Here is a 25478-nt window from a genome sequence, read left to right as displayed (position 1 = left end):
GCGTGCCGTGCCCTTGAATCGTGACACGCCGGTAGGTGGTTGTGGGAGTGCGTTGTGCGGTGCCGTGCCCGTGAACCTCGCCGCCTGCGGTCACGACGCCAGGGTCGGAGACCAGCGGTAGCCGCCCGCGTCCTGATCGCCGAGGTGCAGCAACCCGGGTGCCTTGTTGCGCAGCGCGAAGCTTCGCACCTCGGCCAGCGCCGCCGCGTCGGCATCGCGGTCGCCGCCACGCCGCCACGCCGCCACGGCCAACGCCAACGCGATCATCCGGTCGGTGGTCGCGTCGATGTCGGCGAAACCGGCCGCTGCGGCGGCGTACAGCTCACCTGCCGCGCGGTTCTCGCCGTCGGCCGCCGCCACCGCCGCGGTCACCGTCCGCAGCGCGGCCTCGGCCCACGGGGTGCGATGCTGCACCCGGTCGAGCATCGCCCGGACCTGCACCGCCGCGCCACGCCCGGCGACCGCGGCGGCGAACGCGGCGGCCGCGATCCACTCGCCGCTGGCCAGCGCGGGCACCTTCGACCAGGACCGGTCCAGCTCGTCGAGCAGCGCGGCAGCCTCCACACCCCGTCCCTGCAGCGCCCGGCACAGTGCGCCCAACCCGAGGCTGTTCCAGTACGGCCGACGGAAGCCGCTGTCCCGGGCCGCGCGCACCGCGTCGGCGACGTCGTCGACCCCGCTCTGGTCGGCCATCGGCACCGGATCGCCGCGCAGCACCCGCAGACACGCCCGTAGGCCCCGTACCTGGATGTCCCACCGGCCACTGGGCGTCGCGACGAAGGCGTCGGCCGCAGCGAGGAAGGCGGCGAAGTCCCCGGCGAAGTAGGCACGCATGGCTTCGCCGGAGTATCCGGTGCTCAGCCCGGAGCCGGAGGCGGCACCGGACATCAGCTCCTGGGCGCCGGACCAGTCGCCCTCTTCGCACAACGCGTACGACAGGTTCTGCAGTGCCCGGGGCAGCGCGAGCAGTTGGTGCTCGCGACACATCGCGGTGGCCGCCCGCAGCTCGTCGAGCCCGGACCGGTCCCCGGACTGGTACCGGGCCATGGCAACGGTGATCCGGGCGTTGACCAGCGTCTCGGTCAGCCCCAGCCGGTCGGCGATCTCGGCCGCCGCGCCGGCCGCAGCGACCGCCGGATCCCGTTCCAGGTTGAGCATGTGCAGCCGGCCCAGCTCGGCGTACGCGTCGGCCTTCTGATCGGTGTCCGGCAGCGCGTCGAACAGCTCCACCGCCCGGTCCAGGCAGCGCAGCGCCTCGTCCCGGTCGGTCCGCAGCCAGGCGGCCCGCCCGAGCAGGGTCCAGGCCCGGGCCGCGCACCCCTGATCGTTGACGTCGGCCAGCTGGTCGGCGAGCGTACTCAGCCGTTCGGTGCCCCCGTCGGCGAGGAAACCCGGGCCGTCGCGCAGAAACGCGAGCTCGGCACCGAGCAGTTCGAGCTGCAGCCGCTCACCCAGCCCGTCGGTGCCGGCGACGGTCACCAGGCGCAGCGCGCGTTCCACGTGCCCGCTCGCCACGTCCAGCGCGTGCAGGGCGTACGCCCGGCGGGCCGCACGGTGCAGGGCGTCCCGGGCGGCCCCGGCGTACCCGTGGGTCTCCAGACCCAGCGTGTCCGCGATCTCGTGCGCCGCCCACCGGTGATGGGCCAGCACCTCGGCCAGGTCGGTGTCCCGGTCGCCAGCGAGGGTGTCCAACCAGTCGGCGGTCCGGGCGTGCCGGGCAACCCGTTCGTTACGGGGCAACCGCTGGTAGCAGACGTCGCGGACCAGCACGTGGCGGAACCGGAACTCGGGTTGCTGCGCCATCGTCGAATCCGGCTGTTCGTGGACGAAGTCGCGCTGCTCCAACCGGCGCAGCGCCCGGTCGACCAGCTCCACCGGCTGGCCGAGGGCGGCGGCGACCGCGCCGGGCCAGAACTGCACCCCGACCACGGCTGCGGCGAGCAGCACCGCCCGGTCGGTGGCGTCCAGCAGATCCATCCGGTTGGCGATCACCCCGTGCACACTGTCCGGGATCGGCAGGCGATCGCTGCGGGTCAACGCCCAACCACGGCCGCTGCGCCGCAACGCCCCCTGCTCCATCAGCATCCGCACGTACTCGTGGGCATAGAGCGGGTTGCCGTCGGCCACCTCGATCAACGGGCCGAGCAGATCGGCCGAGAACGGCGCCGCACCGAACATGTGCGCGTACAGTGCGGCCACCCCGGTGTCGCGCAGCGGCGGCAGGGTGACGGTCAGCGCGCCCGGGGTGGTGCCCGCCCAGGCCGGCTCACGGCTGGTCAGCTCGGGTCGGGCGGTGCACAGCAGCAGCAGTGGCACCTGCCGGGCGGAGGCGCCGAGCAGCTCGACGAAGCGCAGCATCGCCTCGTCGGCCCAGTGCAGGTCCTCGAAGACCAGCACGGTCGGCTGCCGGGCGGCCAGGGCGAGCAGGAAGCGCCGCCACGCCGACTCGGTCTCCTCGGCCGGCAGGTTGCGGTGCGGCAGCCCGACCAGTGGGCGCAGCGCGTCGACCAGCCGGTCCGCCTCCGGCCCGACCAGGGCCTGGACCCCGGTGGCCAACTTCTGCTCGGCGACGGTGGCCAGGTCGGTGTCGAGGATGCCGGCCTCGGCCTTGACGATGTCGGCGAGCGCGGCGAACGTGACGTTCTCCCCGAACGGCGGGCACCGCCCGATCCGCCAGGTGACCGGCTGGTCGACCAGCCGTTCGGTGTGCCGCAGCAGTTCCCGGACCAGTCGGCTCTTGCCGATGCCGGCCTGGCCGAGCACGGTGAGCACCTGGGGCCGCTGGTCGCGGATCGACCGGTACAGCGCGTTGACCAGCAGCCCCAGTTCGTGTTCGCGGTCGATCAGCGGGGTCGCGTCGGTCTGCCGGTCGGCCGGCACGGGACGCAACGGGGCCAGCGCCAGCCACACCTCGGTCGGCGACGACCGTCCGCGCAGCGTCACCGCTGGCTGCGGGTCGTAGCGGATCGCCTCCTTGGTCAGTCCGTGCGTGACACCGCACACCAGCAACCCGTCGGCCGGTGCCACCGACTGCATCCGGGACGCGGTGTTGACCACGTCGCCGGCCAGGAACGCCTGGCCACCGTCGCGGGCCGCGCCGGTGTCGACCAGTGCCTCGCCGGTGGCCACGCCGATACGGAACCGGAGTCCCTCGCCAGCGGAAGCGGTGAACTCGGTCAGGGCGCGGCGCAGGTCGAGCCCGGCCCGGACGCAGCGCAGTGCGTCGTTCTCGGTGGCCACCGGCGCACCGAACAGCGCCATCACCGCGTCGCCGATGTACTTCTCCACCACCCCGCCGTACTGGCCGACGACCCGGCGTGCGATGGAGAAGAAGTTCGTCTGCATCCGCCGGACCTGCTCGGGATCGACCCGTTCCACGTACGGCGTGAAGTTGATCAGGTCGATGAACAGGACGCTGACCCGACGTCGGTCCTCCTGACTCGGCTCGGTCGGTCGTCGGCCGCCCTGCGGCTGCCCACAGGAGGTGCAGAAGCTCGCGTCGGCCGCCAGCGGGCGGTCGCAGTGCGCGCAGACAGGGATGAGCGCCGTACCGCAGCCGCCGCAGTAGCGGTCGTCGTCGGCCGCGGTCCGGCCACATTTTTCGCACGGGGCAGCGATGCCAGCCTCCTCGCGGGAACGTCGAGTCGGGAGCCTACTGTCGCATCTGGCCACCTGCCCTGGCCAGCGGCTATGCCCGGCCGGGCGTGGCGGTGCCGGACCCGACCTGCCGGGGTGGCCGGACTCGCAGGTCACGGCGGGTGCGTCAGCCCGAGTATCGCCGGTACGGTCAACTGTCCATAACCGGGCTGTTGGTTAATGGACAGTCCATCTACCGGTGGTACCGGGATACATTCATCTGGCCAGATCAGACCGAGCAGGGGAGTCCTGACATGGTGTACGTCAAGTTGGAGAAGGACTGGACGGACTCGTCCGGGGTCAGCCATGGCGTGGGGGAGATGATCGATCTCGACGCCGGCACGCTGGCGAAGCTGCAGGAGGAGGGGGTCGTGGCCGAGGAGTGGATCGGCCCGACCGGGGAGAAGGTCGGCACCAACTGGATCGGCCCGACCAGCACCCAGCCCTGACAGCCGGCAGACGTCAGGCCCGGCGGTACGCGCGCCACGCGCGTACCGCCGGGGTCGTCCTCATCGGTCGGCCATTCCGGCCCGGCGGCGCAGCGCGGCCACGTCGGTCACCACGATCCGCCGACCTTCGGTACGCAGCCAACCTCGGTTGCTGAACGATCCGATCGCCTGATTGACGCTCTGCCGGGAGCCACCGGCCATCTCTGCCAGCTGGCTCTGGTTCAGCTCGATGGTGATCATCGGGGCCTGGCTCTCGCCGGCCAGCCGGACCAGCGTCTTGGCCACCCGACCGGGCAGATCGAGGAAGACGTGATCGGCGTTCTGCTCGGTGAGCCGGCGGATCAGCGCACCGAGTGAGCGCATCACCGCGTCGAGAATGCGCGGGTTGGAGTGCACCAGATCCATGAACGCGCCCCGGGACAACGCCAGCGCGGTGCAGTCCTCGATGGCCTCGGCGGACGCCGACCGGGTCGACGCGTCCAGCAGCGACACCTCGCCCAGCACGTCGGGCGGGCGGACGACGGACAACACCGCACGTTCGCCGGTCGGCGCGGTGCGAAAGACCGCGACGGCGCCCCTTTTGAGCACGATGAGCGACTCGCCCGGGTCGTTCTCGACAAAGAGCAACTGACCCCTGCGGTAGGTGCGGGGCACTGCGGCAGCGATGACCCGTTGCCGGACCTCGGGTTCGAGGCCGGCGAACATGTCCACGCCGGTGAGCGCGTCACCCGGCTCCGGCAGGCGCATCTCCACGGTCCAACCCCTCCCCACCAAGGGCACCATCCCACCGGGGGCACCATCGTGCCCGTCCGGGGTGCATCACCCGACCCAGGCGAACATGAAATAGATACCGTTCGGAGAACGGTGTCAACATCAGATCATGGCTGCCGTGTCGCGTGGTGTACACCCCCACAATCATTTCTGTGACAGTCCTGTGCCCGACAAACCGGCAGGCTAGCGGCCAGATCCACCGGCGGGTGGGGGCCGACACGGGGGCCCGGCGGATCCGGCCGTGGGGATGCGGTACCGGTCGGAGCGAGCCGGTCGACGGCGACGCTCCGGCCGGTACCCCGATGGGGGTCTATCTCCGGTATCGGCGAGGATGGCGGTGATGATCTACCGCTACTTCTACGACTGCGAGTTCATCGAGGACGGGCGCCTCGTCGACCTGGTTTCGATCGGTGTCGTCGACGAGCACGGCCGGGAGTTCTACGCGGTCTCCACGGAGTTCGACGGTGCCCGGGCGGTGCCGTGGGTGCGTCGGCACGTGCTCGACAAGCTGCCGTCACCGGCCGATCCGGCCTGGCGGTCCCGGGCGCGGATCCGCGACGAGCTGTACGCGTTCCTGGTCGCGCCGCTGCGCGACGGTTCGGCCACCGAGTTGGAGCTGTGGGCCTGGTACGCCGCGTACGACCATGTGGCGCTGGCCCAGTTGTGGGGGGCCATGCCGGCCCTGCCCCGGGAGATTCCCCGGTTCACCAAGGACCTGCGGCAGCGGTGGGACGACGCCGGTCGGCCGGATCTGCCGGCGTCGGCCGCCGACCGGCACGACGCGCTCGTCGACGCACGCCACAACCTTGCCCGCTGGCAGGTGATCAGCCGGGCCTACCGGCGGTGACCGGGCCAGCGACGGTCCGGTGATCCTCGGGGTCTGCTCGCCCGGGCGCCGGTCGGGCCGATAAAGTGCGCACTGACGGCCCGCCCCGGGCCGGCAACGATGCCGACGGTCTGACCGGACTTCGTTCCTGGGGCTCGAGTGGGTCTACCGCACAGTTTCCTGGAGGATGAGCGGATCATGCGTATCGGCGTGCTCACCGGCGGCGGCGACTGCCCCGGCCTGAACGCAGTGATCAGAGCGGTGGTGCGCAAGGGCGTCGCCAGCTACGGTCACGAGTTCATCGGATTCCGCGACGGCTGGCGCGGACCGCTGGAGGGGCTGAGCCGGCCTCTCGGTATCGACGAGGTACGGGGCATCCTGCCCCGCGGCGGCACCATCCTCGGTTCGTCCCGGACCAACCCGTTCAAGATCGACGGCGGGGTCGAGCGGATCAAGGAGAACCTGGCGTCCCAGGGCGTGGACGCCCTGGTCGCGATCGGCGGCGAGGACACTCTCGGCGTCGCCACCAAGCTGCACGAACTCGGCGTGCAGGTGGTCGGCGTGCCGAAGACGATCGACAACGACCTCGGCGCCACCGACTACACCTTCGGCTTCGACACTGCGGTCAACATCGCGATGGAGGCCATCGACCGGCTGCACACCACCGCCGAGAGCCACCATCGCACCCTGGTGGTCGAGGTCATGGGCCGGCACGCCGGCTGGATCGCATTGCACGCCGGACTCGCCGGTGGGGCGAACGTGATCCTGCTGCCGGAGCGCGAGTTCGACGTCGAGCAGGTCGCCACCTACGTCGAGAAGCGGTTCCAGAAGCAGTACGCCCCGATTGTGGTGGTCGCCGAGGGGGCCCACCCGATGGAGGGCCAGATGGTCCTGCAGAACAAGGAGCTCGACTCCTTCGGCCACGTCCGGCTCGGCGGCATCGGCCAGTGGCTCGCCGAGCAGCTGGAGGCCAAGACGGGCAAGGAGGCCCGGACCGTCGTGCTGGGTCACATCCAGCGCGGCGGCACCCCCACCGCCTTCGACCGGGTGCTCGCCACCCGGCTCGGCCTGCACGCGATCGACGCCGCCAACGACGGCGACTGGGGCAAGATGGTCGGTATCCGGGGCACCGACATCGTCCGGGTGCCGCTGGCCGAGGCGACCCGGGAGCTCAAGACCGTGCCACTGGAGCGCTACACCGAGGCCGAGGTCTTCTTCGGCAGCTGACGACCGGTTTCGGGCCGGGATGGGCGGCTCTCGCCAGGGCGCCGCTCCGCCCGGTCCGGCGCGGTCCGGTCCGGTCCGGTCCGGTTCTGGTTCGTCGCGGTTCGGTTCGGACCGGTTCGAGAGAGGATGACGTACGGATGCCTCCCGGCGCGCACAAGGTGGCCGTGATCGGTGCCGGCAAGATCGGCGAACTGGTCCTGTCCGGCCTGTTGCGGGCCGGCTGGCCGGCAGATCAACTGCTGGCGACGACCCGGCGGCGGGAGCGGGCCGAGGACGTCGCGGTGCGCTACGGCGTGTCGGTGGTGGACAACCACACCGCGGTGGCCGAGGCGGAGGTGCTGGCCGTGGCGGTCAAGCCGCAGGACGCCGCCACCCTGCTGGACCAGATCGGCCCCAAGGTGCCGGCGGACAAGCTGGTCGTCTCGCTCTGCGCGGGACTGCCGACCGAGTTCTTCGCCCGCCGCCTACCGGACGGCACCCCGGTGGTACGGGTGATGACCAACACCCCGGCGCTGGTGGATCAGGCGATGACCGCCATCTCCGCCGGCCGGCACGCCACCGCCGAGCATCTGGCCCTCGCCGAGGAGATGTTCCAGCCGCTCGGTGTCACGATCCGGGTGCCGGAGACCCAGCAGGACGCGGTTACCGCGTTGTCCGGCTCCGGTCCGGCCTACTTCTACCTGCTGGTCGAGGCGATGATCGACGCTGGAATCCTGCTCGGTCTGCCCCGCCAGGTGGCGCACGACCTGATCGTGCAGACGGCGATCGGTTCGGCGGTGATGCTGCGGGACTCCGGCGAGCATCCGGTCAAGCTGCGTGAGGCCGTCACCTCGCCGGCCGGCACCACCATCTCGGCCATCCGCGAGCTGGAGAACCACGGGGTTCGGGCGGCGCTGCTCGCCGCCCTGGAGGCGGCCCGCGACCGCGCCCGGGAGCTGGCCGCGCAGCACGGCTGAGGTATTCATTCACGCTCACCCTCTTCCGCTGAACGTGTCGGTGTGGCTACCGTTTGCGACATAGGCGGTCGTAGGTGGCTCGACGGGAACGAAGTCCGCCGGCACTGGGCGACCGCCGTACCGGCGTCGTATCGTGACTTCCCCTGCGGCGACGTCGACAGCCGGCCCTGGCTGCCCCCCTGCGGCCGGCTGCCGGGCGCGTTCCGCCGACGCGCCCAGTGCCGCCGCCGGCGCACGGCGACCGGCGGCGGCCCGGGGCAGCCGTCCGGGTCAGCGGCCGCGCCGGGCGGTCGGCCACAGTCCAGCGGCCTCGCGTGACGGTCGGCCGCAGTCCTCCGGCGACCGGTCGACCCCGACGGGTGGTGATGGACCATACTGGCGAACGTGTTCACCCTCGCCCAGGCCCGCCACCTGATGGCAACCCTCCGTCCACGGATCGACGAGTTGGTCCTGCTCCGCGCGGACCTGGCTGAGTTGCGGGCGGATCTGGCCGCCGGATCGGACAGCCCGCACGGGGGTCTGGCCGAGGTGAAAGGGCTGGAAGCGCGGATCTACGGGATTCTCGACGAGCTGAACGAGCAGGAGATCCAGGTCAAGGGCGTCGCCCCGGTGCTGCTCGACTTCCCGGGCGAGCTGGACGACCGTCCGGTCCTGTGGTGCTGGCTGGAAGGCGACGGCGAGATCCGCTGGTACCACCGCCTGGAGTGCGGGTTCTCCGGCCGACGCCGGATCTGAGCCCGAGCTCGTCCGCGCGGTTCCCCGGTGCTGCCGGACGACGCCTGGCCGGGGTCGCAGCCATCGAGATATCGACATCTTGACGAACTGGCCGATGTGTGAGTAGCGTCTCAGGCACTTTATGGAAAGTTTCCTAACTAAATGGGGAGACGCCTGATGAGAAGATCACTGCGCCGCGCCGTCTGGGCCGGGGCGCTGGCCGTGGTGACGGCCGCGGCGGCGGTGCCGGTCACCGCGGCGTTCGGCGCCGGCACCATCTCTGCCAGCTTCGTCGCCAGCTCCGACTGGGGTACCGGGCACGAGGTCCGGGTGACGGTCGCCAACGGCTCCGACGCCACCGTCGGCACCTGGCGAATCGAGTTCGACCTGCCGGCCGGCACCACCATCAGCAGCTTCTGGGACGCCGACGTGACGCGCAGCGGCAACCGGTACACCGCGGTGAAGAAGAGCTGGGCCGGTGGCCTCGCGCCGGGAGCCTCGTTCAGCTGGGGCTACATCGGCACCGGCGCCTTCCGGGCACCACAGAACTGCACCATCAACGGGGTCTCCTGCGCAGGCGGCCCGGCCCCGACCACCGCGCCACCGCCGACGACGGCGCCGCCCACCACGCCACCGCCGACGACTCCGCCCCCGCCGCCCGGTGGGCAGAAGGTGGTCGGCTACTTCACCCAGTGGGGGGTCTACGCCCGCAACTACCACGTGCGCAACATCCACACGAGTGGGTCGGCGTCGAAGATGACTCACATCATGTACGCGTTCGGCAACACCGCCGGTGGGCGCTGCGCCATCGGGGACAGCTACGCCGATTACGAGAAGGCGTACACCGCCGCGGACAGCGTCGACGGGGTCGCCGACACCTGGGACCAGCCGTTGCGGGGCAACTTCAATCAGCTGCGCAAGCTCAAGGCGATGTATCCGCACCTGAAGGTGATCTGGTCGTTCGGCGGCTGGACCTGGTCCGGCGGCTTCACTCAGGCTGCGCAGAACCCGGCCGCGTTCGCCGAGTCCTGCTACAACCTGGTCGAGGACCCGCGCTGGGCGGACGTGTTCGACGGTATCGACATCGACTGGGAGTACCCCAACGCCTGTGGCCTGACCTGCGACTCCAGCGGTCCTGCGGCGTTCCGGAACCTGATCTCGGCACTGCGTGACCGGTTCGGGTCGAGCGCGCTGGTGACCGCGGCGATCACCGCGGACGGCAGCAACGGCGGCAAGATCGACGCGGCCGACTACGCCGGAGCGGTCGGCGACCTGAACTGGATCATGCCGATGACGTACGACTACTTCGGCGCCTTCAACGCGCAGGGACCGACCGCCCCACACTCGCCACTGACCTCGTACCCGGGAATCCCGCAGCAGGGCTTCTGGTCGGACGCGGCGATTCAGAAGCTGAAGAGCAAGGGCATCCCGGCGAGCAAGCTGCTGCTCGGCATCGGCTTCTACGGTCGGGGCTGGACCGGCGTCAGCCAGAGCGCTCCGGGTGGCACTGCCACCGGTCCGGCACCGGGCACCTACGAGCAGGGCATCGAGGACTACAAGGTGCTGAAGAACACCTGCCCGGCGACCGGCACCGTCGGCGGCACCGCGTACGCCAGGTGCGGCAACAACTGGTGGAGCTACGACACCCCGGCGACCATCGGCGGCAAGATGAACTACGCCAGGGGCCAGGGCCTCGGCGGGGCGTTCTTCTGGGAGTTGTCCGGCGACACCGGCAACGGTGAACTGGTCACCGCGATCCGCAACGGTCTCGGCTGAAGCTGGAACCACCACCCGCACGGGTGTCCGGGGGCGGCGGGTACGCCGCCCCCGGACGCCCGGCTCGGGTCACCTGCGGTTGGCGTACTCCTGGTAGGCCTTGACCACCTCGGTGCTCGGCCCGTCCATGCGGATCACGCCGGACTCCAGCCAGATACTGCGCTCACAGGTGTCCAGGATCGACTTGTTGCTGTGGCTGACCAGGAAGACGGTCCCGGCCTCGGCCCGCAGCTCACGGACCCGTTCCTCGCTGCGCCGCTGGAACGCGGCGTCGCCGGTGGCCAGCGCCTCGTCGATCATCAGCACATCGTGGCTCTTCGCCGCGGCGATCGAGAACCGCAGTCGGGCCGCCATACCCGACGAGTAGGTCCGCATCGGCAGCGACGCGAAATCGTCCCGTTCGTTGATGCCAGAGAACTGGACGATCCCGTCGTACTTCGCCCGCACCTCCGCCGGGCTCATTCCCATCGCCAGGCAACCGAGCACGACGTTACGCTCGCCGGTCAGGTCGTTCATCAGGGCGGCGTTCACCCCGAGCAGGGACGGCTGACCCTGGGTGTAGACCTTGCCCCGGCGCGGCGGCAGCAGGCCGGCCACCGCACGCAGCAGGGTCGACTTGCCGGAGCCGTTGCTGCCGATCAGCCCGATCGCCTCGCCACGGTGCGCCACGAAGCTGACGCCGCGAATGGCGTGCACCTCGCGTACCGTCGGGGCCTGCTTGCGGGTCGCGATCCGCCGCAGCGCCGCGACCGGGCTGTTGCGCCCGCCGCCGCCGGTGTTGATCCGGTAGACGACGTGCAGGTCGTCGACGATCACGGTGGGCACCCGGGTGTCGGCCCCGGAAGCCGGTGCGTCCAGCAGGTCAGCCACGGCCGTACTCCTCCTCGGCACGCCAGAAGTAGATGAAGCCCACCACACCCATCAGCACGGCCCAACCGCCGGCCGCCGGCCACAGGTACCCGGGCGGGCTGCCCATCGAGTCCATCAACGCGTAGCGGACCAGGTCGATGTAGACCGCCATCGGGTTGAACTGCAGCACGGTGACCACCCAGCCGGGCAGGTCGCCGGTGAACCGGTCGATGCTGTAGAACACGCCGGATGAGTACAGCCAGGTCCGCATCACGAACGGCAGCAGTTGGGAGAGGTCACTGGTGCGCGCCGCCCAGCGGGCCACCATCATGGCCAGCCCGCCGCTGAACAGCGTCTGCAGCAGCAGCGCCGGGATCAGCAGCAGCCAGCTGAAGTCGATCCCCTCACCGGTGGCCAGCATGATGACCGCCAGCACGGTCATCGACGGGGCGAGTTGCTGCAACTGCACCAGCACCGAGGTCAACGGCAGGCTGGCCCGGGGGAAGTGCACCGCCCGGATCAGGTTCATGTTGTCGCCGATCGACCGGGCCGAGGTGGTCACCGCCTGCTGGGTGAAGGTGAAGATGAAGATCCCGGTGCAGAGGTACGCGATGTAGTTGTCGATGCCGCGGTCGGTGCCCAGCAGCAGCCCGAAGACCAGGAAGTACACCCCGGCGTTGGCCAGCGGGGTGATCACCTGCCAGATCTGGCCCAGCCGGGCGTTCGTGTACATGGCGATCAGCCGGGCGTTGGAGTACGCCCAGATGAAGTGCCGCCGCGACCACAACTGCTTGACGTAGGCACCCAGCGACGGGCGGGCACCGCTCACCGCCAGGCCGTGTTGTCGGGCCAGCTCGGCGAGGGTGGGCCCGCTGTCCGGTTCCAGCGTCACGGTCGTGCCACTGGTTGGCTGCCGCATCCGATCTGTCCTTCCATCAGCCAACGCTGCCGCTCGTGCACACCCGCGCCCCTCTCCGACGGGTACCTCTCGTCCCGGACGCCGCGACGACGGTGCCGCGCGACCCGCTGGCACGGGTGGTGCCGGACCGGTGAGGCCGGTTCATGCCCGGCTCCTCATCTTCATGTCCGATGGCACGGAACGATACCGTCGCGTCCTGACGGAAACGGTAGGGGAGGCAACGACGATACGCAACCGTATCGTCGTGCGGTTACACTGGCTCGAATGCAGGGCGACGGAAAGCGACCGCCGGCGGGCGCGGCGGTACTGCGGGAGGACGTGACGCAGGCGATCCGGGCTGCCGCGTTGCAGGAACTGGCCGCAGTCGGCTATGGCAGGATGTCGATTGAAGCGGTGGCCCGCCGGGCCGGGGTCGGCAAGACCGCCGTCTACCGGCGGTGGGGTTCAAAACTGGAGATGGTCATCGGGATCGTCTCCGAGGTCGCCCTCGGGGTGACCGCCGTGCCGGACACCGGCACCTTGCGCGGTGACCTCGAGCTGGTGCTGACCATCGCGGCCCGGGCGTTGCGTCATCCGTTGGCCGGGCAGATCGTGCCGGACCTGCTCGCCGAGGCGGCCCGCAACCCGGCGATCGCGCAGACCCTGCAGGCAGCCCTGCGGGACAACCAGCGGGGGATCGGCACCCTGGTGACGAACCGGGCGGTGCGGCGGGGGGAACTGCCCGCCGACACCGATCCCGACTTCGTCGTCGACCTGATGGTCGGCCCGCTCTACTGGCGGCTCGCGGTGGCCCGTACCCCGCTGCCGCGCGGCTACGTCGCCCGGCTGGCCGCCTCGGTCGCCGCCGCACTCACCACCGGGGCGGCAACCGACCCGGCGGGCAGCCGGGCGGCCAATCCGGCTACCGGTCCGTCAGCTCCCCCTGCCACCGGCTGATGTCGGCGGCCACCTCCCGGACCTCGCCGTGGCCGACCAGCTGCACCCGCCACGGCAGGGCCGGCCCGGCGACCCGGTCCGCGGTGACCGCCGTGCCGTGCCGGGCGACCACGAACCGGGCGGCCTCGGACCCGTCCAGCGCCGGCACCGACACCTGCACCTGCTGCCCGTCGGCGAGCTGGTACACCGCCAGGGTCACCCCATCGGCGAACGAGTAGTCCGGTCGGTCCGCGTTCGCCCCGAGCGGCAGCACCGTACCGGGGCGCACCAGCACCGGCACCTGGTCGAACCCGACCGTCCGGCGCACCCAGCCCGGGCCGGTGATCTCCTCGCCGGTCTGCAGGTGGGTCCAGGTGCCGGCCGGAAGGTAGAAGTCGACCTGCCCGTCGGCCCGGAACACCGGCGCCACCAGCAGGCTGTCCCCGAGCAGGTACTGCCGCTCCAGGTGGGTCACCGCCGGGTCGTCCGGGAAGTCGGCGACCAGCGGACGCATCACCGGGATCCCCTCGGCGTGGGCCAGTACCGCCTGCCCGAACAGGTACGGCATCAGCCGTGCCTTGAGCCGGGTGAAGATCCGCAGCACGTCGACCGCCTCCTCGTCGAACGTCCACGGCACCCGGTAGGTCTGGCTGCCGTGCAACCGGCTGTGCGAGGAGAGCAGCCCGAACGGGATCCAGCGCTTGAACACCTCCGGTGCCGGCCGGCCCTCGAAACCGCCGATGTCGTGGCTCCAGAAGCCGAACCCGGACATTGCCAGCGACAAGCCGCCGCGCAGGCTCTCCGCCATCGACTCGAAGGTGGATTCGCAGTCACCGCCCCAGTGCACCGGGAACTGCTGCCCGCCAGCGGTCGCCGACCGGGCGAACAGCACCGCCTCGCCCTCACCGCGGTGCTCCCGGAGCAGGTCGAACACCGTTTGGTTGTACAGGTGCGTGTAGTAGTTGTGCATCCGTTCCGGGTCGGCACCGTCGTGCCAGACCACATCGGTCGGAATTCGCTCCCCGAAATCGGTCTTGAACGCGTCGACGCCCATGTCCAGCAACACCCGCAGCTTGTCGGCGTACCAGCGTCGGGCGTCCGGGTTGGTGAAGTCGACCAGACCCATCCCGGCCTGCCAGAGGTCGCACTGCCAGACGTCGCCGTCGGCGGTCCGGACCAGGTAGCCCCGCGCCGCCCCCTCGGCGAACAGCGCCGACCGCTGCGCGATGTACGGGTTGATCCACACGCAGACCTTCAGGTCCCGCTTGCGTAGCCGCTCCAACATCAGCTCGGGTTCGGGAAAGACCCGCGGATCCCATTCGAAGTTCGACCAGTGGAACTCGCGCATCCAGAAACAGTCGAAGTGGAACACCGACAGCGGCAGCTCCAGCTCCGCCATGGTGTCGATGAACGAGCTGACCGTCTGCTCGTCGTAGGAGGTGGTGAACGAGGTGCTCAGCCACAGCCCGAACGACCAGGCCGGCGGCAGGGCCGGCCGGCCGGTCAGGGCGGTGTACTTGCGCAGGATCTCGTGCGGCGTCGGGCCGTAGATGACCAGGTACTCCAGGCTCTGCCCGGCGACGCTGAACGACACCCGGGAGACCACCTCGGAGCCGACCTCGAACGAGACCAGCCCGGGGTGGTTGACGAACACCCCGTAGCCGCCGGTGGTGAGATAGAACGGAACGTTCTTGTACGCCTGCTCGCTGCTGGTGCCGCCGTCCTCCTGCCAGATGTCGACCACCTGGCCGTTGCGAACCAGCGGGCCGAACCGCTCGCCGAGTCCGTACACCGTCTCGCCGACGCCGAGGCTGAGCTGTTCCCGCACGTACGACCCGTCGTCGGTGTCCAGCGCGGCCATGCTCTTGTAGCCGCTGCCGGTGAGCACCCGGCCGTCGGCCACGAACTCCAGCCGCCAGCCGTCGCCCCGGGCGAACCGGGCGGTCAGCCCGCCCGAGGTGATGCTGGCGTACTCGGCGTCGTCAGTCACCTGGACCTCGGTGCCCGGCTCGCTGGCCAGGACGAAGTCCGGATGCCGGGGCCGCCGGCCGAGGAAGTGCCCCACCCGGACGGATACCACGTCGGGGGCGGGGGCGGTGCAGCGTACGGTGAGCAGCGGCTGGTTGAGGGTGTCGCCGCGACCGGTGATCCGCCGGGTCGGGGCGTAAACGGTCAGCGCCGTCGGCTCGACCTCGACGTCGTGCACCTGCGCGGGATAGAGCGGCCGTACGCCGTCACGCATCCGCCAGTATCCGTTGCTGAATTTCATCGAACCTCTCTCGGGTCAGGTCCTACTTGACCGCGCCGGCCAGCACACCCCGGGTCAGGGTGCGCTGGAAGATGAGGAAGAACAGCACCGCCGGCACGATGCCGAGCAGCGCCGACGCGCTGGTGGTGGTGGCGTCCATCATCCGGTCTCCCTGCAGTACACCGAGCGCCACCGGCACCGTCTGCTTGTCGTTGGAGATCAGGAAGATCAGCGGCAGGAAGAATTCGTTCCAGGTCCAGATGAAGAAGAAGGTGAACAGCACCGACAGGGTCGGCCAGCTGGTCGGAACGACTACTTTCCACAGCACCCGCCACTTGCCCGCCCCGTCCATCGCGGCGGCCTCCAGCAACTGTCGCGGGAAGTCGCGGAACACCGAGGAGAGCAGGTAGGTGCCGAACGCCGCCTGGATCGCGGTGAAGATGATGATGACGGCGATCCGGCTGTTGTAGAGGCCGACCTGTTTGGACAAATAGTAGAGCGGGTAGACCAGCGCCTCCTGCGGCAGCAGGTTGGCCAGTAGGAAGAACATCAGGAAGGCGAGGCGTCCGCGCATCCGGCCGATGCCGATCGCGTACGCGTTGAGCACCGAGATCACTACCGCGCCGACGGCGACCGTGGCGCTGATCAGGAAGCTGTTCCACAGCTTCTCGCCGAAGTCGACCCGGAACCAGAAGTCGACGATACCGCGCAGGTAGAGCTCGCCGGGCAGGGCGAGCGGACCGTTGGCGGCGTACTCGGCCGGCGCCTTCACCGCGTTGAGCGCCACGACCAGGAACGGTGCCAGCACCAGCAGGGTGAGTACGGTCAGGCCGATCAGGACGGTCGAGGCGGTCAGCCGGCCGCGTCGACCGCGCCGGGCAGTTGTGGCGGCGACCATCTCAGCTCCCTTCCAGGCGCTCGTCGCGGGTCTGGATCCGCAGGAACAGGTAGGTCAACACGACGATGATGGCGGTCAGTACGGTGGCGATCGCCGAGCCGTATCCGGCGTCGGCCTTCTCGAAGAAGTTCTGGTAGGCGAAGTACGACGGCACCAGGGTGGCGTTGCCCGGGCCGCCCCGGGTCAGCACGAAGATCTGCCCGAAGATCTTCAGCGCGGCGATGGTCGTGGTGACCAGTACGACGTAGATCTCCGGCCTGATCTGGTGCACCGCGATGCGGGTGAACCGCTGGAACCATCCGGCGCCGTCGAGGTCGGCCGCCTCGTAGAGCTCCGGATCGACCCGTTGCAGACCGGCCATGAACATCACGACCGGGTAGCCGAGCTGGAACCAGACCATCACCGCCATGACGCTGAGCAGGGCGTACGCCGGGTCACCGAGCCAGTTCTGAGCGAGGGCACCCAGACCGACGCGGTCCAGGATCGAGTTCAGCGCACCGTAGCTGGGGTGCAGGATCCAGCCCCAGACGATGCCGGTCACCGCGACCGGCAGCACCTGCGGCAGGTACAGTCCGGAGCGGAACACGCTCGCCGTACGCGGGCCGATCCGCTTGGCCACGTAGTCGAACAGGACCGCGGCGAGAAACAGGCCGAGCAGCGTCGGCAGCACCGCCATCGCGAGGATGATGAAGCCGATGTTGCGAAACGAGACCCAGAAGTTGGTGTCGTGCAGCAACCGGTCGTAGTTGTCGAACCCGATCCACTCCGGCGTCCCGACGCCGGACCACCGGGTGAAGCTGATCCCGACGTTCATCAGCAGCGGCACGACGATCACGGCGAGGAACAGCACGATCCCGGGGAGCAGGAAGGCTACGTATCCGTAGTCTGCTTTCCGGTGACGGGAACGGGGGTGGGGGCGGGTGAGCGGCTTAGCCATGGAACCTCCCGGAGCGGACCGTGCGCCGGGGACCGGCGTCCCCGGCGCACGGTCGTCGCTCACTCGCCGATGCTGGCCAGGTTGTCGTTGTACGGCTTGGCGATCTCGTCGAGCACCTCGTCCGGCGACTTGCTGCCGTTGATCAGCTGCTGGACCCCGGCGACCAGGACGTCGTAGTAGCCCGGTGCCGGCCAGTCCGGGTAGAAGGCCAGCCCGTCGGAGTCGTTGAGCGTGTTGAAGTTCTCGATCAGCTCCTTGGCCTTCGGGGTGGTGATCGCGGCCGGGTCCGCGGCCAGCGGCACCCCGCCGGACTCGCCGAGCAGGTTCTGGATGTCCGGCTGCATGGTGATGTCGATGAAGTCGTAGGCGAGGTCCTTGTTCTTGGCGTTGCTCGGCACCACCCAGATGTTTCCGCCGGAGCCGGGGTGCAGGTCGCTGCCGGGGAAGAGGAAGGTGCCCCACTCGAAGTCGGTGATCTCGTCGCTCATCCGGCCGTACCACCAGCTGCCGGAGATCATGATCGGGAAGCTGCCCTGGGTGAAGGCGACGCCCATGTCCTCGGCCTTGATGCCGGCGGAGTCGGCGCCGATGTAGCCCTTGTCGACCCACTCGGCGAACGTGGTGGCCGCGTAGCTGAACTCCGGACCGTGGAAGTCGACCGGGTTCGCGTAGAGCTGGAAGTCGTCGACGAAGGACCGGTCGGCCCGGGTCAACGCCAACTCGTAGAGGATCTGCTGGGCCGGGTACTCGGCGCCGCCGACCGAGATCGGAGTGACGCCGTTGTCGACGAAGGTGTCCAGGACGCCTTCGAACTCGGCGAAGGTGGTCGGCACCGACAGGTCGTACTCGGCGAACATGTCCTTGTTGTAGTAGACCATCACGAATTCGCCGTAGTTGGGGATGCCGTACCAGGTGTCGCCACCCATCACCCCGTTGCCGTCGTACCGGCAGGTGGTGGCGACGCTCGGCGAGATCATCTCGTCCCAGCCGCGTTCGGCCACCACGTCGCTGAGGTCGGTGAGCAGTCCTTGCTTGGACAGCAGGCCGGCGGTGGCGTTGCCCTTGTTGTACTCCAGGATGTCCGGTCCCTGGTCGGAGTTGAGGATCATGCCGGCGTTCTGCCGGATCTGCTCGAAACCCTTCTCCTCGTAGACCACGGTGACGCCGGGATGGCTGGCCTCGAACTGCTTGATGGCTTCGGCCCAGGCGATGCCCATGGCGCTGTTGGCGCCTTCGTAGTGCCACAGGCGCAGGGTGCTGCCGTCGCCGCTGTCGTCGGCATCGGCGCCGCAGGCCGACAGGGTCAGGGCGGTGGCGGTGAGTACGGCGGCTATCAGGGTGCGGGTGCTTGTTCTCTGTTGACGGAACATATTCCAGCCTCCTCGCGGGTGTGCCGCAGGGGCGGCGCGGTGCAGGCGCCGCCACGGGGACAGGGGTCGGATGATGGTCACGGACCGCGGTGAGGCTGCCCGCTGGCGGCGGGGTCTCGAACGCGGCTGATCGGTGAAGCGGAGCCGAATGAGGTTGTCGAAACGCTTCGACGAAGCGATTCGACAAGGAAGCTACGACTGTGTTGACGGCATGTCAATCCCATGACGGATCAGTTTCCGCCGGTCGGGTCGTACACTCGGCGCCTGGTGGTGGTGGCCGGCGGCGGTGGCCAGCGGGCACGGGAGGGACGGAATGCGAACCAGCGCGCTGCGGATGCGGACCCGGGCGCTACCAGCCTGCGGCATGGCCGTCGGCGCCCTGGCCCTGCTGACATCGACGGCCACCGGCTGCACCGTCAGCCCGCAACCACAACCGGAACCGACCGGGACGGACGTGCCTATTGGTGCCGAAGAGTCCCGGCGGCTCGTGCAGGACTACCTCGACGCGATGGTCGCCAAGGACCTCGACAAAGGGCGCGCCCAACTCTGCGCCGCAACTCAGGAGATCTTCGACGCGAGCGCCACCGGCCCCAACGGCGACTTCGCCGAGTCGTTGATGGTGGAGCAGGGGGAGATCGTGGCTTCCCGGCCGGTCCCGGTCGGCCACGAGGTCACCGCCACCGTCACCGCTGCCGTCGGATCCACCACGCTCCGGGCCGGGTCGGAGACGCTCCGGGTCAGTCTCGTGTTCACCGTGACGCCGGCCGGCAGCGGCGACGGCGGCTGGTGCATCCACGACGAGACCGCGACGCCAGACCAGCCCGGCGACACCGGTCCGGGTGACGTCGACGTCGATGCCGCTCCGGCAGGTGCGCCGGGTACCGCCCCGGCCGGCGGGTCCGTCGCCGCGGCGCCGGACTAGGCTTTGGCCATGGGCCAAGAATGGCATCAGTTGCGCTATCCGTCGGTCGGGCACCCGAGCCTGCAGACCAGCCGTCCCGCCGCCGACTCGGTCGAGGACGAGGCGTTCGGGCTGGACCGGTGGCGCGGCCTTCCCCGGGCGCAGACACCGCCCTGGCCGGATCCGGCCGCGGTCGACGAGGTGTGCCAGGTGCTGGGCAACGTCCCGTCGGTGGTCGCCCCGTACGAGGTCGACCAGCTGCGGGAGCGGCTGGCGCTGGTCTGTGACGGCAAGGCCTTCCTGCTGCAGGGCGGCGACTGCGCCGAGACCTTCACCGACAACACCGAGAGCCATCTGCTGGCCAACGCCCGCACCATCCTGCAGATGGCGGTGGTGCTGACGTACGGCGCGTCGTTACCGGTGGTCAAGGTGGCCCGGGTCGCCGGTCAGTACACCAAGCCCCGCTCGTCGCCGACCGACGCGCTCGGGTTGCCCGCGTACCGCGGCGACATGATCAACTCGCTGGACACAACGGCGCAGGCCCGGGTCGCCGACCCGCAGCGGATGATCCGGGCGTACGCCAACTCCGCCGCCGCGATGAACATGCTCCGTGCCTACCTCGCCGGTGGGCTGGCCGACCTGCACGCGGTGCACGACTGGAACAAGGGGTTCGTCAAGCGGTCCCCGGCCGGCGAACGCTACGAGGCGATCGCCCGGGAGATCGACCGGGCGCTGGCGTTCATCCAGGCCTGCGGGATGACCGACGACGAGGCGTTGCGGACCGTCACCCTCTACTGCTCGCACGAGGCGCTCGCGCTGGAGTACGACCGGGCGCTGACCCGGATCTCCGGCGACCGCCCCTACGGACTGTCCGGGCACTTCCTGTGGGTCGGCGAGCGGACCCGGCAGATCGACGGCGCGCACATCGACTTCATCTCCCGCATCGCCAACCCGATCGGCGTCAAGCTCGGCCCCGGCACCAGTCCCGAGCAGGCTCTCGAGCTGTGCGAGAAGCTCAACCCGGACAACATTCCCGGCCGGCTCACGCTGATCAGCCGGATGGGCAACCACAAGGTCCGCGACGCGCTGCCGCCGATCGTCGAGAAGGTCACCGCCGCTGGCGCCCGGGTGGTGTGGCAGTGCGACCCGATGCACGGCAACACCCACGAGTCGTCCAACGGCTACAAGACCCGCCACTTCGACCGGATCGTCGACGAGGTGCTCGGCTACTTCGAGGTGCACCGGGGCCTGGGAACCCACCCCGGCGGTCTGCACGTCGAGCTGACCGGCGAGGACGTCACCGAGTGCCTCGGCGGCGCCCAGGCGATCGAGGACATCCACCTGCCGGACCGGTACGAGACCGCCTGCGACCCACGGCTGAACACCCAGCAGTCCCTGGAGCTGGCCTTCCTGGTCGCGGAGATGCTCCGTGGCTGAGCCGACCCCGGCCGGCAGCGCCGTCCGGCCGGTGGTCGATCTGCGGTCGGACACCGTCACCCGGCCGACGCCGGGGATGCGGGCGGCGATGGCCGCGGCCGAGGTCGGCGACGACGTGTACGGCGAGGACCCGACGGTCAACGCGCTGGAGGCGCAGGTCGCGGCGATGTTCGGCCACGAGGCCGCGCTGTTCGCCCCGACCGGTTCGATGGCCAACCAGATCGCCCTGCAGACCCTGGTGCCGTCCGGCGGCGAGTTGCTCTGCGACGCCGACGCACACGTGGTCACCTACGAGGTCGGGGCCGCCGCCGCGTACGGCGGGATCTCCTCACGGACCTGGCCGGCCGCTGGCGGTGACCCGGACCCGGACCTGGTCGCGGCGATGATCCGGCCGGCCGGGTACGGCGCGGTGCCGACCCGGGCGGTCGCCGTCGAACAGACCCACAACCGCTCCGGCGGGCAGATCATCGGGCTGGACGTGCTGCGTGGGCTGCGGGCGGTCACCGCCGACGCCGGGGTGGCGCTGCACTGTGACGGTGCCCGGATCTGGCACGCCCACGTCGCCGACGGCGTGCCACTGGCCGATTACGGCGCGTTGTTCGACACCGTCTCGGTGTGCCTGTCCAAAGGGCTCGGCGCACCGGTCGGCTCGGTGCTGGTCGGCAGCGCCGAACGGGTCGCGGCCGCCCGCGTCCTGCGTAAACGGATGGGCGGCGGGATGCGTCAGGCCGGGGTGCTCGCGGCCGCCGGGCGGTACGCCCTGGCACACCACGTGCACCGGCTCGCCGACGACCACGTGCGGGCGGCCCGACTGGCGCAGGCGTTGGAGCCGTACGGTGTGGTGCGCTCGGACCAGGTGCGCAGCAACATCGTCGGTCTCGACCTGACCAAGACCACGCTGGACGCCCCGGCGTTGGCCGAGGCGGCCCGGGCCGGCGGGGTGCTGGTGTCGGTGCTCGGGCCGACCGCCGCCCGGCTGGTCACCCACCTGGACGTCGACGACGCGGCGGTGAACCGGGCGGGCGAGGTGCTCGGCGCCATTCTGCGCCGCTAGCGCACAGTCGCCGCCTCGGCCAGGCGACGCAGCGTCGCGATGTCGGCGGCGTGCCCGACGTGCTTCTCGCTCGGCGTCTCGACCAGCACCGGCACGCCGGCAGTGGCCGGATGCCGCATCAACTCGGCGAACGCCGCCTCGCCGATCATGCCCTCGCCGATCGTCTCGTGCCGGTCCCGGGTGGACCCGCAACCGTCGCGGGAGTCGTTGGCGTGCACCAGCCGCAGCCGGTCCGCCCCGACGGCGTCGACCAGCGCGTCGATCGTCGCCGTCATGCCACCCGTGCCGGCCACGTCGTGCCCGGCGGCCCACGCGTGGCAGGTGTCGAAGCAGACCCCCATCCGGGGATGCCAGTCCACCGCGGCGAGGTACGGCCGCAGATGCTCCACCCGGGACGCCAGCGACCGGCCGCCGCCGGCGCTCGGCTCGACCAGCAGCATCGGTCCGTCGGCGGCCTCGGCGGCGTCCAGCAACGGCAGCAGCGCCTCGCGGACCTGCCGCATAGCGGTGTCGGCGTACCCGTCGTCGACGGCGCTGCCGGCGTGGAAGACGACCGCCTCGGCGCCGATCGCCCGGCCCCGGCGCAGCGCGTGCGCCAGGGTCGCGGCGGAGCGTTCCACCGTGGCGGTCGTCGGCGAACCGAGGTTCACCAGCAGCGAGGCGTGAATGTACGCGCGCAGCCCACGCTCGGCGCAGCCGTCGCGGAACGCCACGTCCTGGGCCGGGTCGCCGTCGGGCATCGCCCAGCCGCGCGAGTTGCCGACGTACACCTGCACCACCTCGGAGGCGGCCGTGTCGGCGTACGGCAGCGCGGCTCGGGCCAGCCCGCCCGAGGTGGGCGTGTGCGAGCCGACCGGCCGGTGCCCGGCGGAACCGTCGACCGGCATCTCAGAGACAGCCGATCACGATCTCGGTGCCGGGCGGCACCTCGGACCCGTCGTTGGGGCTCTGGTAGCGGACCGTGCCGTTGGGGTTGAAGTCGACCCGGACCGGGAAGCCCAGGCCCTGCAGTTCGGCCAGCGCCTCCTGACAGGGCCGGTCAATCATCCTCGGCACGACGACCGCCGGCGGGCCCTCGCTCACCCTGAGCTTGATCTCCGTACCCTCTTCCACCCCGGCGCCGTCCGCCGGCTCCTGACCGATGACCTGGTCCTTCGGCTTGTCCGACTCCTCGGAGGCGACCAGCGGCTCGAGCTTGAGCTCCTCCAGCATCCGCCGGGCCTCGTCGACGTCGAGCCCCACCACGTTGGGCACGGTGATCGGGGCCCGGCCCTTGCTGACCGTCACCTTCACCACGTCGCCGGCCTGCACCTCGGTGCCGACCGGCGGGTCGACGGCGGCCACCACGCCGGCGGGCAGGTTGTCGTCGTACCGGTCGGCCGCCTGCTCCAACACCAGCTGCGCCTTCTCCAGGTCGACCCGGGCCAGGTCGAGCGTCTTGCCGACCACGTCGGGCACCGCGTAGCGCTCGGGACCGAGGGAGAAGGTCAGGGTGATCTCGCCGCCGCGGACGATCCGGCCGTTGCCGGGCGGATCCTGGGCCAGCACCAGATCCCGGGCGACGTTCTCGTCGTGCCGGGGGTCGGCGACGCTGATCGTGAGGCCGCGCTGCGCGGCCAGTGCCTGTGCCTGCGCCTGGTCGAGGCCGACCATGCTGGGCGCGACGGTGTACCGGCCGGCCCCGAGCCACCAGCCGCCGACCCCGAGCAGCAGCAGGAACACCAGCGCCCCGGCGATCGCCGCCAGCCGGGCCCGCGGGTTCTCCACCAGCCGGTCCCGCAGCCCACCCAGGCCTGCGCCGCCGGGCTGCTCGGTGCTCTTCGCCCGGCTCCGCTCGGTGCTGCGCCGCCGGCCGGGAGCCGGGTCGGCTCCGCCGCTGGCCATCACCGGTGGCCCACCGGCGGCGGCCGAGCGGACCACGGTGCTGGAGGCGGCCCGTCGGCGCGGTGCCGACCGGTCCCGTCGGTCCTTCGGCTCCGGCAGTCGGGCCCAGGACGGGCGCTCGGCCTCCGGCACCGGCGAGACCGCCATCGTGGGCTGCGCCAGTTGGCGCAGCACCGCCGTGTTGGCGCTCGCGTTGCCGAGATCGTCGCGGACCACCTGGACGTCGGACAGCAGCGCTCCGGCGTCGGTGGGGCGTTCACCCGGATCCCGGCGGGTTGCCCGCACGACCAGGTCGTCGACCATCGCCGGGACACCCGGCACCGACTGCGACGGCGGTGGCACGTCCTGGTCGACGTGCTGCCAGGCGACCTCCGCCGGGCGGTCACCGTCGTAGGGCACCCGACCGGTGAGCATCTCGAACAGCACGATGCCCGCCGAGTAGACGTCGGTACGCGGATCGGCCCGGCCCTGGGTGACGAGCTCCGGCGCCACGTACGCCACGGTGGCCATCAGTTGACCGCCGCCGGCCTCGGCGCTGGCCTGCACGGCCTGGGCCAGGCCGAAATCGGCGACCTTCACGACGCTGTCGATCAGGTTCCCGGCGCCGCCGGTCGGCGCCTCGGCGACCAGCACGTTCTCGGGTTTGACGTCGCGGTGCACCAGGCCGGCCCGGTGGGCGGCACCGATCGCTGCCAGCATCTGCTCCAGGATCGCCAGCGCCTCGCCCGGGTTGAGCCGCCGTCGCTCGGCCAGCACGTCGCGCAGCGTCCGGCCCCGGACGTACTCCATCACCAGGTACGGCAGCCCGAGGTGGGTGCCCTGGTCGTAGACGGCGACCACGTTGGGGTGGGTCAGCCGGGCGATGGTCTTGGCCTCGTCGGTGAACCGGTCGAGGAACCCGGCATCGCGACCCTGCACGTCGTTGAGCTGGGTCGGATGGATGATCTTCAGCGCGACGGTGCGCTCGAGCCGTTCGTCAGTCGCCGTGTACACGGTCGCCATGCCACCCCGCGCCACCCGGGCACGGATCCGGTACCGCCCGTCGATCAACGAGCCCAGCAGCGAGTCGGCGACCTGTGTGTCCATCGGCAGGCAGTCTATGCGGCCGCAGGGGGAGGGCAGAACTCCGATCAGGCCGGGTCCGCCGAACCGGGCCAAACCGTTACCTGCCGGCAGCGCACGGCAATCAACTGGCAACCCGCCAGGCCCACCGAACGGCGACCCGTCGCGGCGCAACCGGACGGGCTCACCGGACGCGTCAGGACGGGGTCAGTGGTGCCGGCAGGGCCGGTGCGTGGCAGGGTGGTGACGTGACAGATCCCGCCTCGACCCCAGCGCCGCCGGCCTCCGGTGGGACCGGGCCGGTGACCGTCGGCGAGCCGGCCGGTTGGCTGACCCTGCCCGATGTCGCCGAACGCCTCGACGTGACGATCAGCAAGGTCCACCAGATGATCCGGGACCGGGAGCTGCTCGCCGTCCGGCGCGACGGGGTCCGCCGGGTGCCGGCCGAACTGGTGGCCAACCACACCGTACGCAAGCACCTGCCCGGCATCCTGACCCTGCTGCACGACGCCGGATTCTCCGACGAGGAGATGCTGGGCTGGCTGTACCGGCCGGACGATTCGCTGCCCGGCACCCCCGCGACTGCCCTCGGCGGGGACCGCGCCCGCGAGGTGAAACGTCGGGCACAGGCCGAGGGTTTCTGACCGGC

21 protein-coding genes are annotated in these 25478 nt (G+C 70.7%); 11 read left to right on the top strand and 10 right to left on the bottom strand.

The features are described from left to right. Positions 1–90 precede the first annotated feature (90 nt). Positions 91–3672 carry an adenylate/guanylate cyclase domain-containing protein gene (locus O7621_RS25330; RefSeq protein ID WP_282231554.1) on the bottom strand — a complete coding sequence of 1194 codons (3582 nt, stop codon included), beginning with the start codon at positions 3670–3672 and terminating at the stop codon, positions 91–93. A gap of 218 nt (positions 3673–3890) precedes the next feature. Between O7621_RS25330 and O7621_RS25325 the strand changes: the two genes are divergently transcribed. Continuing rightward, positions 3891–4085 (top strand): hypothetical protein, encoded by a 195-nt coding sequence (locus tag O7621_RS25325; protein WP_282231553.1) that lies wholly within the window; start codon positions 3891–3893, stop codon positions 4083–4085. Positions 4086–4145: 60 nt separating this feature from the next. On the opposite strand, the gene O7621_RS25320 is transcribed toward O7621_RS25325, so the two are convergent. Next, entirely contained in the window at positions 4146–4838 is a 693-nt protein-coding gene (locus O7621_RS25320; protein WP_123602718.1) for a Crp/Fnr family transcriptional regulator, read from the bottom strand. 358 nt (positions 4839–5196) lie between these two features. Here O7621_RS25320 and O7621_RS25315 point away from each other — a divergent pair, with 358 nt between their 5' ends. The 5 genes from O7621_RS25315 to O7621_RS25295 all read left to right on the top strand — a co-directional run bounded on the left by O7621_RS25315 (position 5197) and on the right by O7621_RS25295 (position 10355). Beyond that, the gene (locus tag O7621_RS25315; RefSeq protein WP_282231552.1) at positions 5197–5703 is read left to right on the top strand and encodes a polyadenylate-specific 3'-exoribonuclease AS; all 507 of its coding nucleotides are present in this window, start codon (positions 5197–5199) and stop codon (positions 5701–5703) included. Positions 5704–5880: 177 nt separating this feature from the next. Next, entirely contained in the window at positions 5881–6909 is a 1029-nt protein-coding gene (locus O7621_RS25310; RefSeq protein WP_278170326.1) for a 6-phosphofructokinase, read from the top strand. Positions 6910–7046: 137 nt separating this feature from the next. Continuing rightward, a complete protein-coding gene (gene proC, locus O7621_RS25305; RefSeq protein WP_282231551.1) occupies positions 7047–7865 on the top strand; it encodes a pyrroline-5-carboxylate reductase in 819 nt (272 codons plus the stop codon). Positions 7866–8249: 384 nt separating this feature from the next. Beyond that, positions 8250–8600, top strand: a complete 351-nt coding sequence (locus tag O7621_RS25300; protein WP_123602715.1) for a DUF2203 domain-containing protein — start codon at positions 8250–8252, stop codon at positions 8598–8600. A 156-nt stretch (positions 8601–8756) separates the two neighbouring features. Continuing rightward, positions 8757–10355, top strand: coding sequence for a glycosyl hydrolase family 18 protein (locus O7621_RS25295; RefSeq protein ID WP_282231550.1), 1599 nt, complete (start codon positions 8757–8759; stop codon positions 10353–10355). Positions 10356–10424: 69 nt separating this feature from the next. On the opposite strand, the gene O7621_RS25290 is transcribed toward O7621_RS25295, so the two are convergent. Next, on the bottom strand, positions 10425–11225 hold the full coding sequence (locus O7621_RS25290) for an ABC transporter ATP-binding protein (RefSeq protein WP_282231549.1): 801 nt from the start codon (positions 11223–11225) through the stop codon (positions 10425–10427). Further along, complete coding sequence (locus O7621_RS25285; protein WP_278170320.1) at positions 11218–12123, bottom strand: ABC transporter permease; 906 nt, start codon at positions 12121–12123, stop codon at positions 11218–11220. The genes O7621_RS25290 and O7621_RS25285 overlap by 8 nt, the downstream gene beginning before the upstream one ends. A gap of 264 nt (positions 12124–12387) precedes the next feature. Here O7621_RS25285 and O7621_RS25280 point away from each other — a divergent pair, with 264 nt between their 5' ends. Then, entirely contained in the window at positions 12388–13059 is a 672-nt protein-coding gene (locus O7621_RS25280) for a TetR/AcrR family transcriptional regulator (RefSeq protein WP_282231548.1), read from the top strand. Here the strand turns inward: O7621_RS25280 and yicI are convergent. The 4 genes from yicI to O7621_RS25260 are packed head-to-tail and all read right to left on the bottom strand — an operon-like array spanning position 13025 to position 18491. Next, positions 13025–15307 (bottom strand): alpha-xylosidase, encoded by a 2283-nt coding sequence (gene yicI, locus O7621_RS25275; protein ID WP_282231547.1) that lies wholly within the window; start codon positions 15305–15307, stop codon positions 13025–13027. The two genes, O7621_RS25280 and yicI, sit on opposite strands and share 35 nt — an antisense overlap. Positions 15308–15329: 22 nt before the next feature. Continuing rightward, complete coding sequence (locus tag O7621_RS25270; RefSeq protein WP_282231546.1) at positions 15330–16184, bottom strand: carbohydrate ABC transporter permease; 855 nt, start codon at positions 16182–16184, stop codon at positions 15330–15332. A 1-nt stretch (position 16185) separates the two neighbouring features. Next, positions 16186–17121, bottom strand: a complete 936-nt coding sequence (locus O7621_RS25265) for a sugar ABC transporter permease (RefSeq protein ID WP_282231545.1) — start codon at positions 17119–17121, stop codon at positions 16186–16188. 59 nt (positions 17122–17180) lie between these two features. Then, positions 17181–18491 (bottom strand): extracellular solute-binding protein, encoded by a 1311-nt coding sequence (locus tag O7621_RS25260; RefSeq protein ID WP_282231544.1) that lies wholly within the window; start codon positions 18489–18491, stop codon positions 17181–17183. 313 nt (positions 18492–18804) lie between these two features. Between O7621_RS25260 and O7621_RS25255 the strand changes: the two genes are divergently transcribed. The 3 genes from O7621_RS25255 to O7621_RS25245 are packed head-to-tail and all read left to right on the top strand — an operon-like array spanning position 18805 to position 21883. Beyond that, positions 18805–19413: a hypothetical protein gene (locus tag O7621_RS25255; RefSeq protein ID WP_282231543.1), complete on the top strand. Its 609-nt coding sequence runs from the start codon at positions 18805–18807 to the stop codon at positions 19411–19413. 9 nt (positions 19414–19422) lie between these two features. After that, positions 19423–20829 carry a 3-deoxy-7-phosphoheptulonate synthase class II gene (locus tag O7621_RS25250; RefSeq protein ID WP_282231542.1) on the top strand — a complete coding sequence of 469 codons (1407 nt, stop codon included), beginning with the start codon at positions 19423–19425 and terminating at the stop codon, positions 20827–20829. Positions 20830–20860: 31 nt separating this feature from the next. Then, positions 20861–21883, top strand: coding sequence for a GntG family PLP-dependent aldolase (locus O7621_RS25245; protein WP_282234725.1), 1023 nt, complete (start codon positions 20861–20863; stop codon positions 21881–21883). Here the strand turns inward: O7621_RS25245 and O7621_RS25240 are convergent. Both O7621_RS25240 and pknB read right to left on the bottom strand, forming a co-directional pair. Then, positions 21880–22770 carry a deoxyribonuclease IV gene (locus O7621_RS25240; protein ID WP_282231541.1) on the bottom strand — a complete coding sequence of 297 codons (891 nt, stop codon included), beginning with the start codon at positions 22768–22770 and terminating at the stop codon, positions 21880–21882. The genes O7621_RS25245 and O7621_RS25240 overlap by 4 nt on opposite strands. Position 22771: 1 nt before the next feature. Then, complete coding sequence (gene pknB, locus O7621_RS25235; protein WP_282231540.1) at positions 22772–24853, bottom strand: Stk1 family PASTA domain-containing Ser/Thr kinase; 2082 nt, start codon at positions 24851–24853, stop codon at positions 22772–22774. Between the two features lie 224 nt (positions 24854–25077). Here pknB and O7621_RS25230 point away from each other — a divergent pair, with 224 nt between their 5' ends. Then, on the top strand, positions 25078–25473 hold the full coding sequence (locus O7621_RS25230; RefSeq protein ID WP_282231539.1) for an Rv2175c family DNA-binding protein: 396 nt from the start codon (positions 25078–25080) through the stop codon (positions 25471–25473). Positions 25474–25478 lie beyond the last annotated feature (5 nt).

Origin of the sequence: Solwaraspora sp. WMMD937 (assembly GCF_029581175.1) — a bacterium.
Classification (GTDB): domain Bacteria; phylum Actinomycetota; class Actinomycetes; order Mycobacteriales; family Micromonosporaceae; genus Micromonospora_E.
Note: the sequence above shows the minus strand (reverse complement) of the source record. Positions and strands in the feature narration are given on the sequence as shown.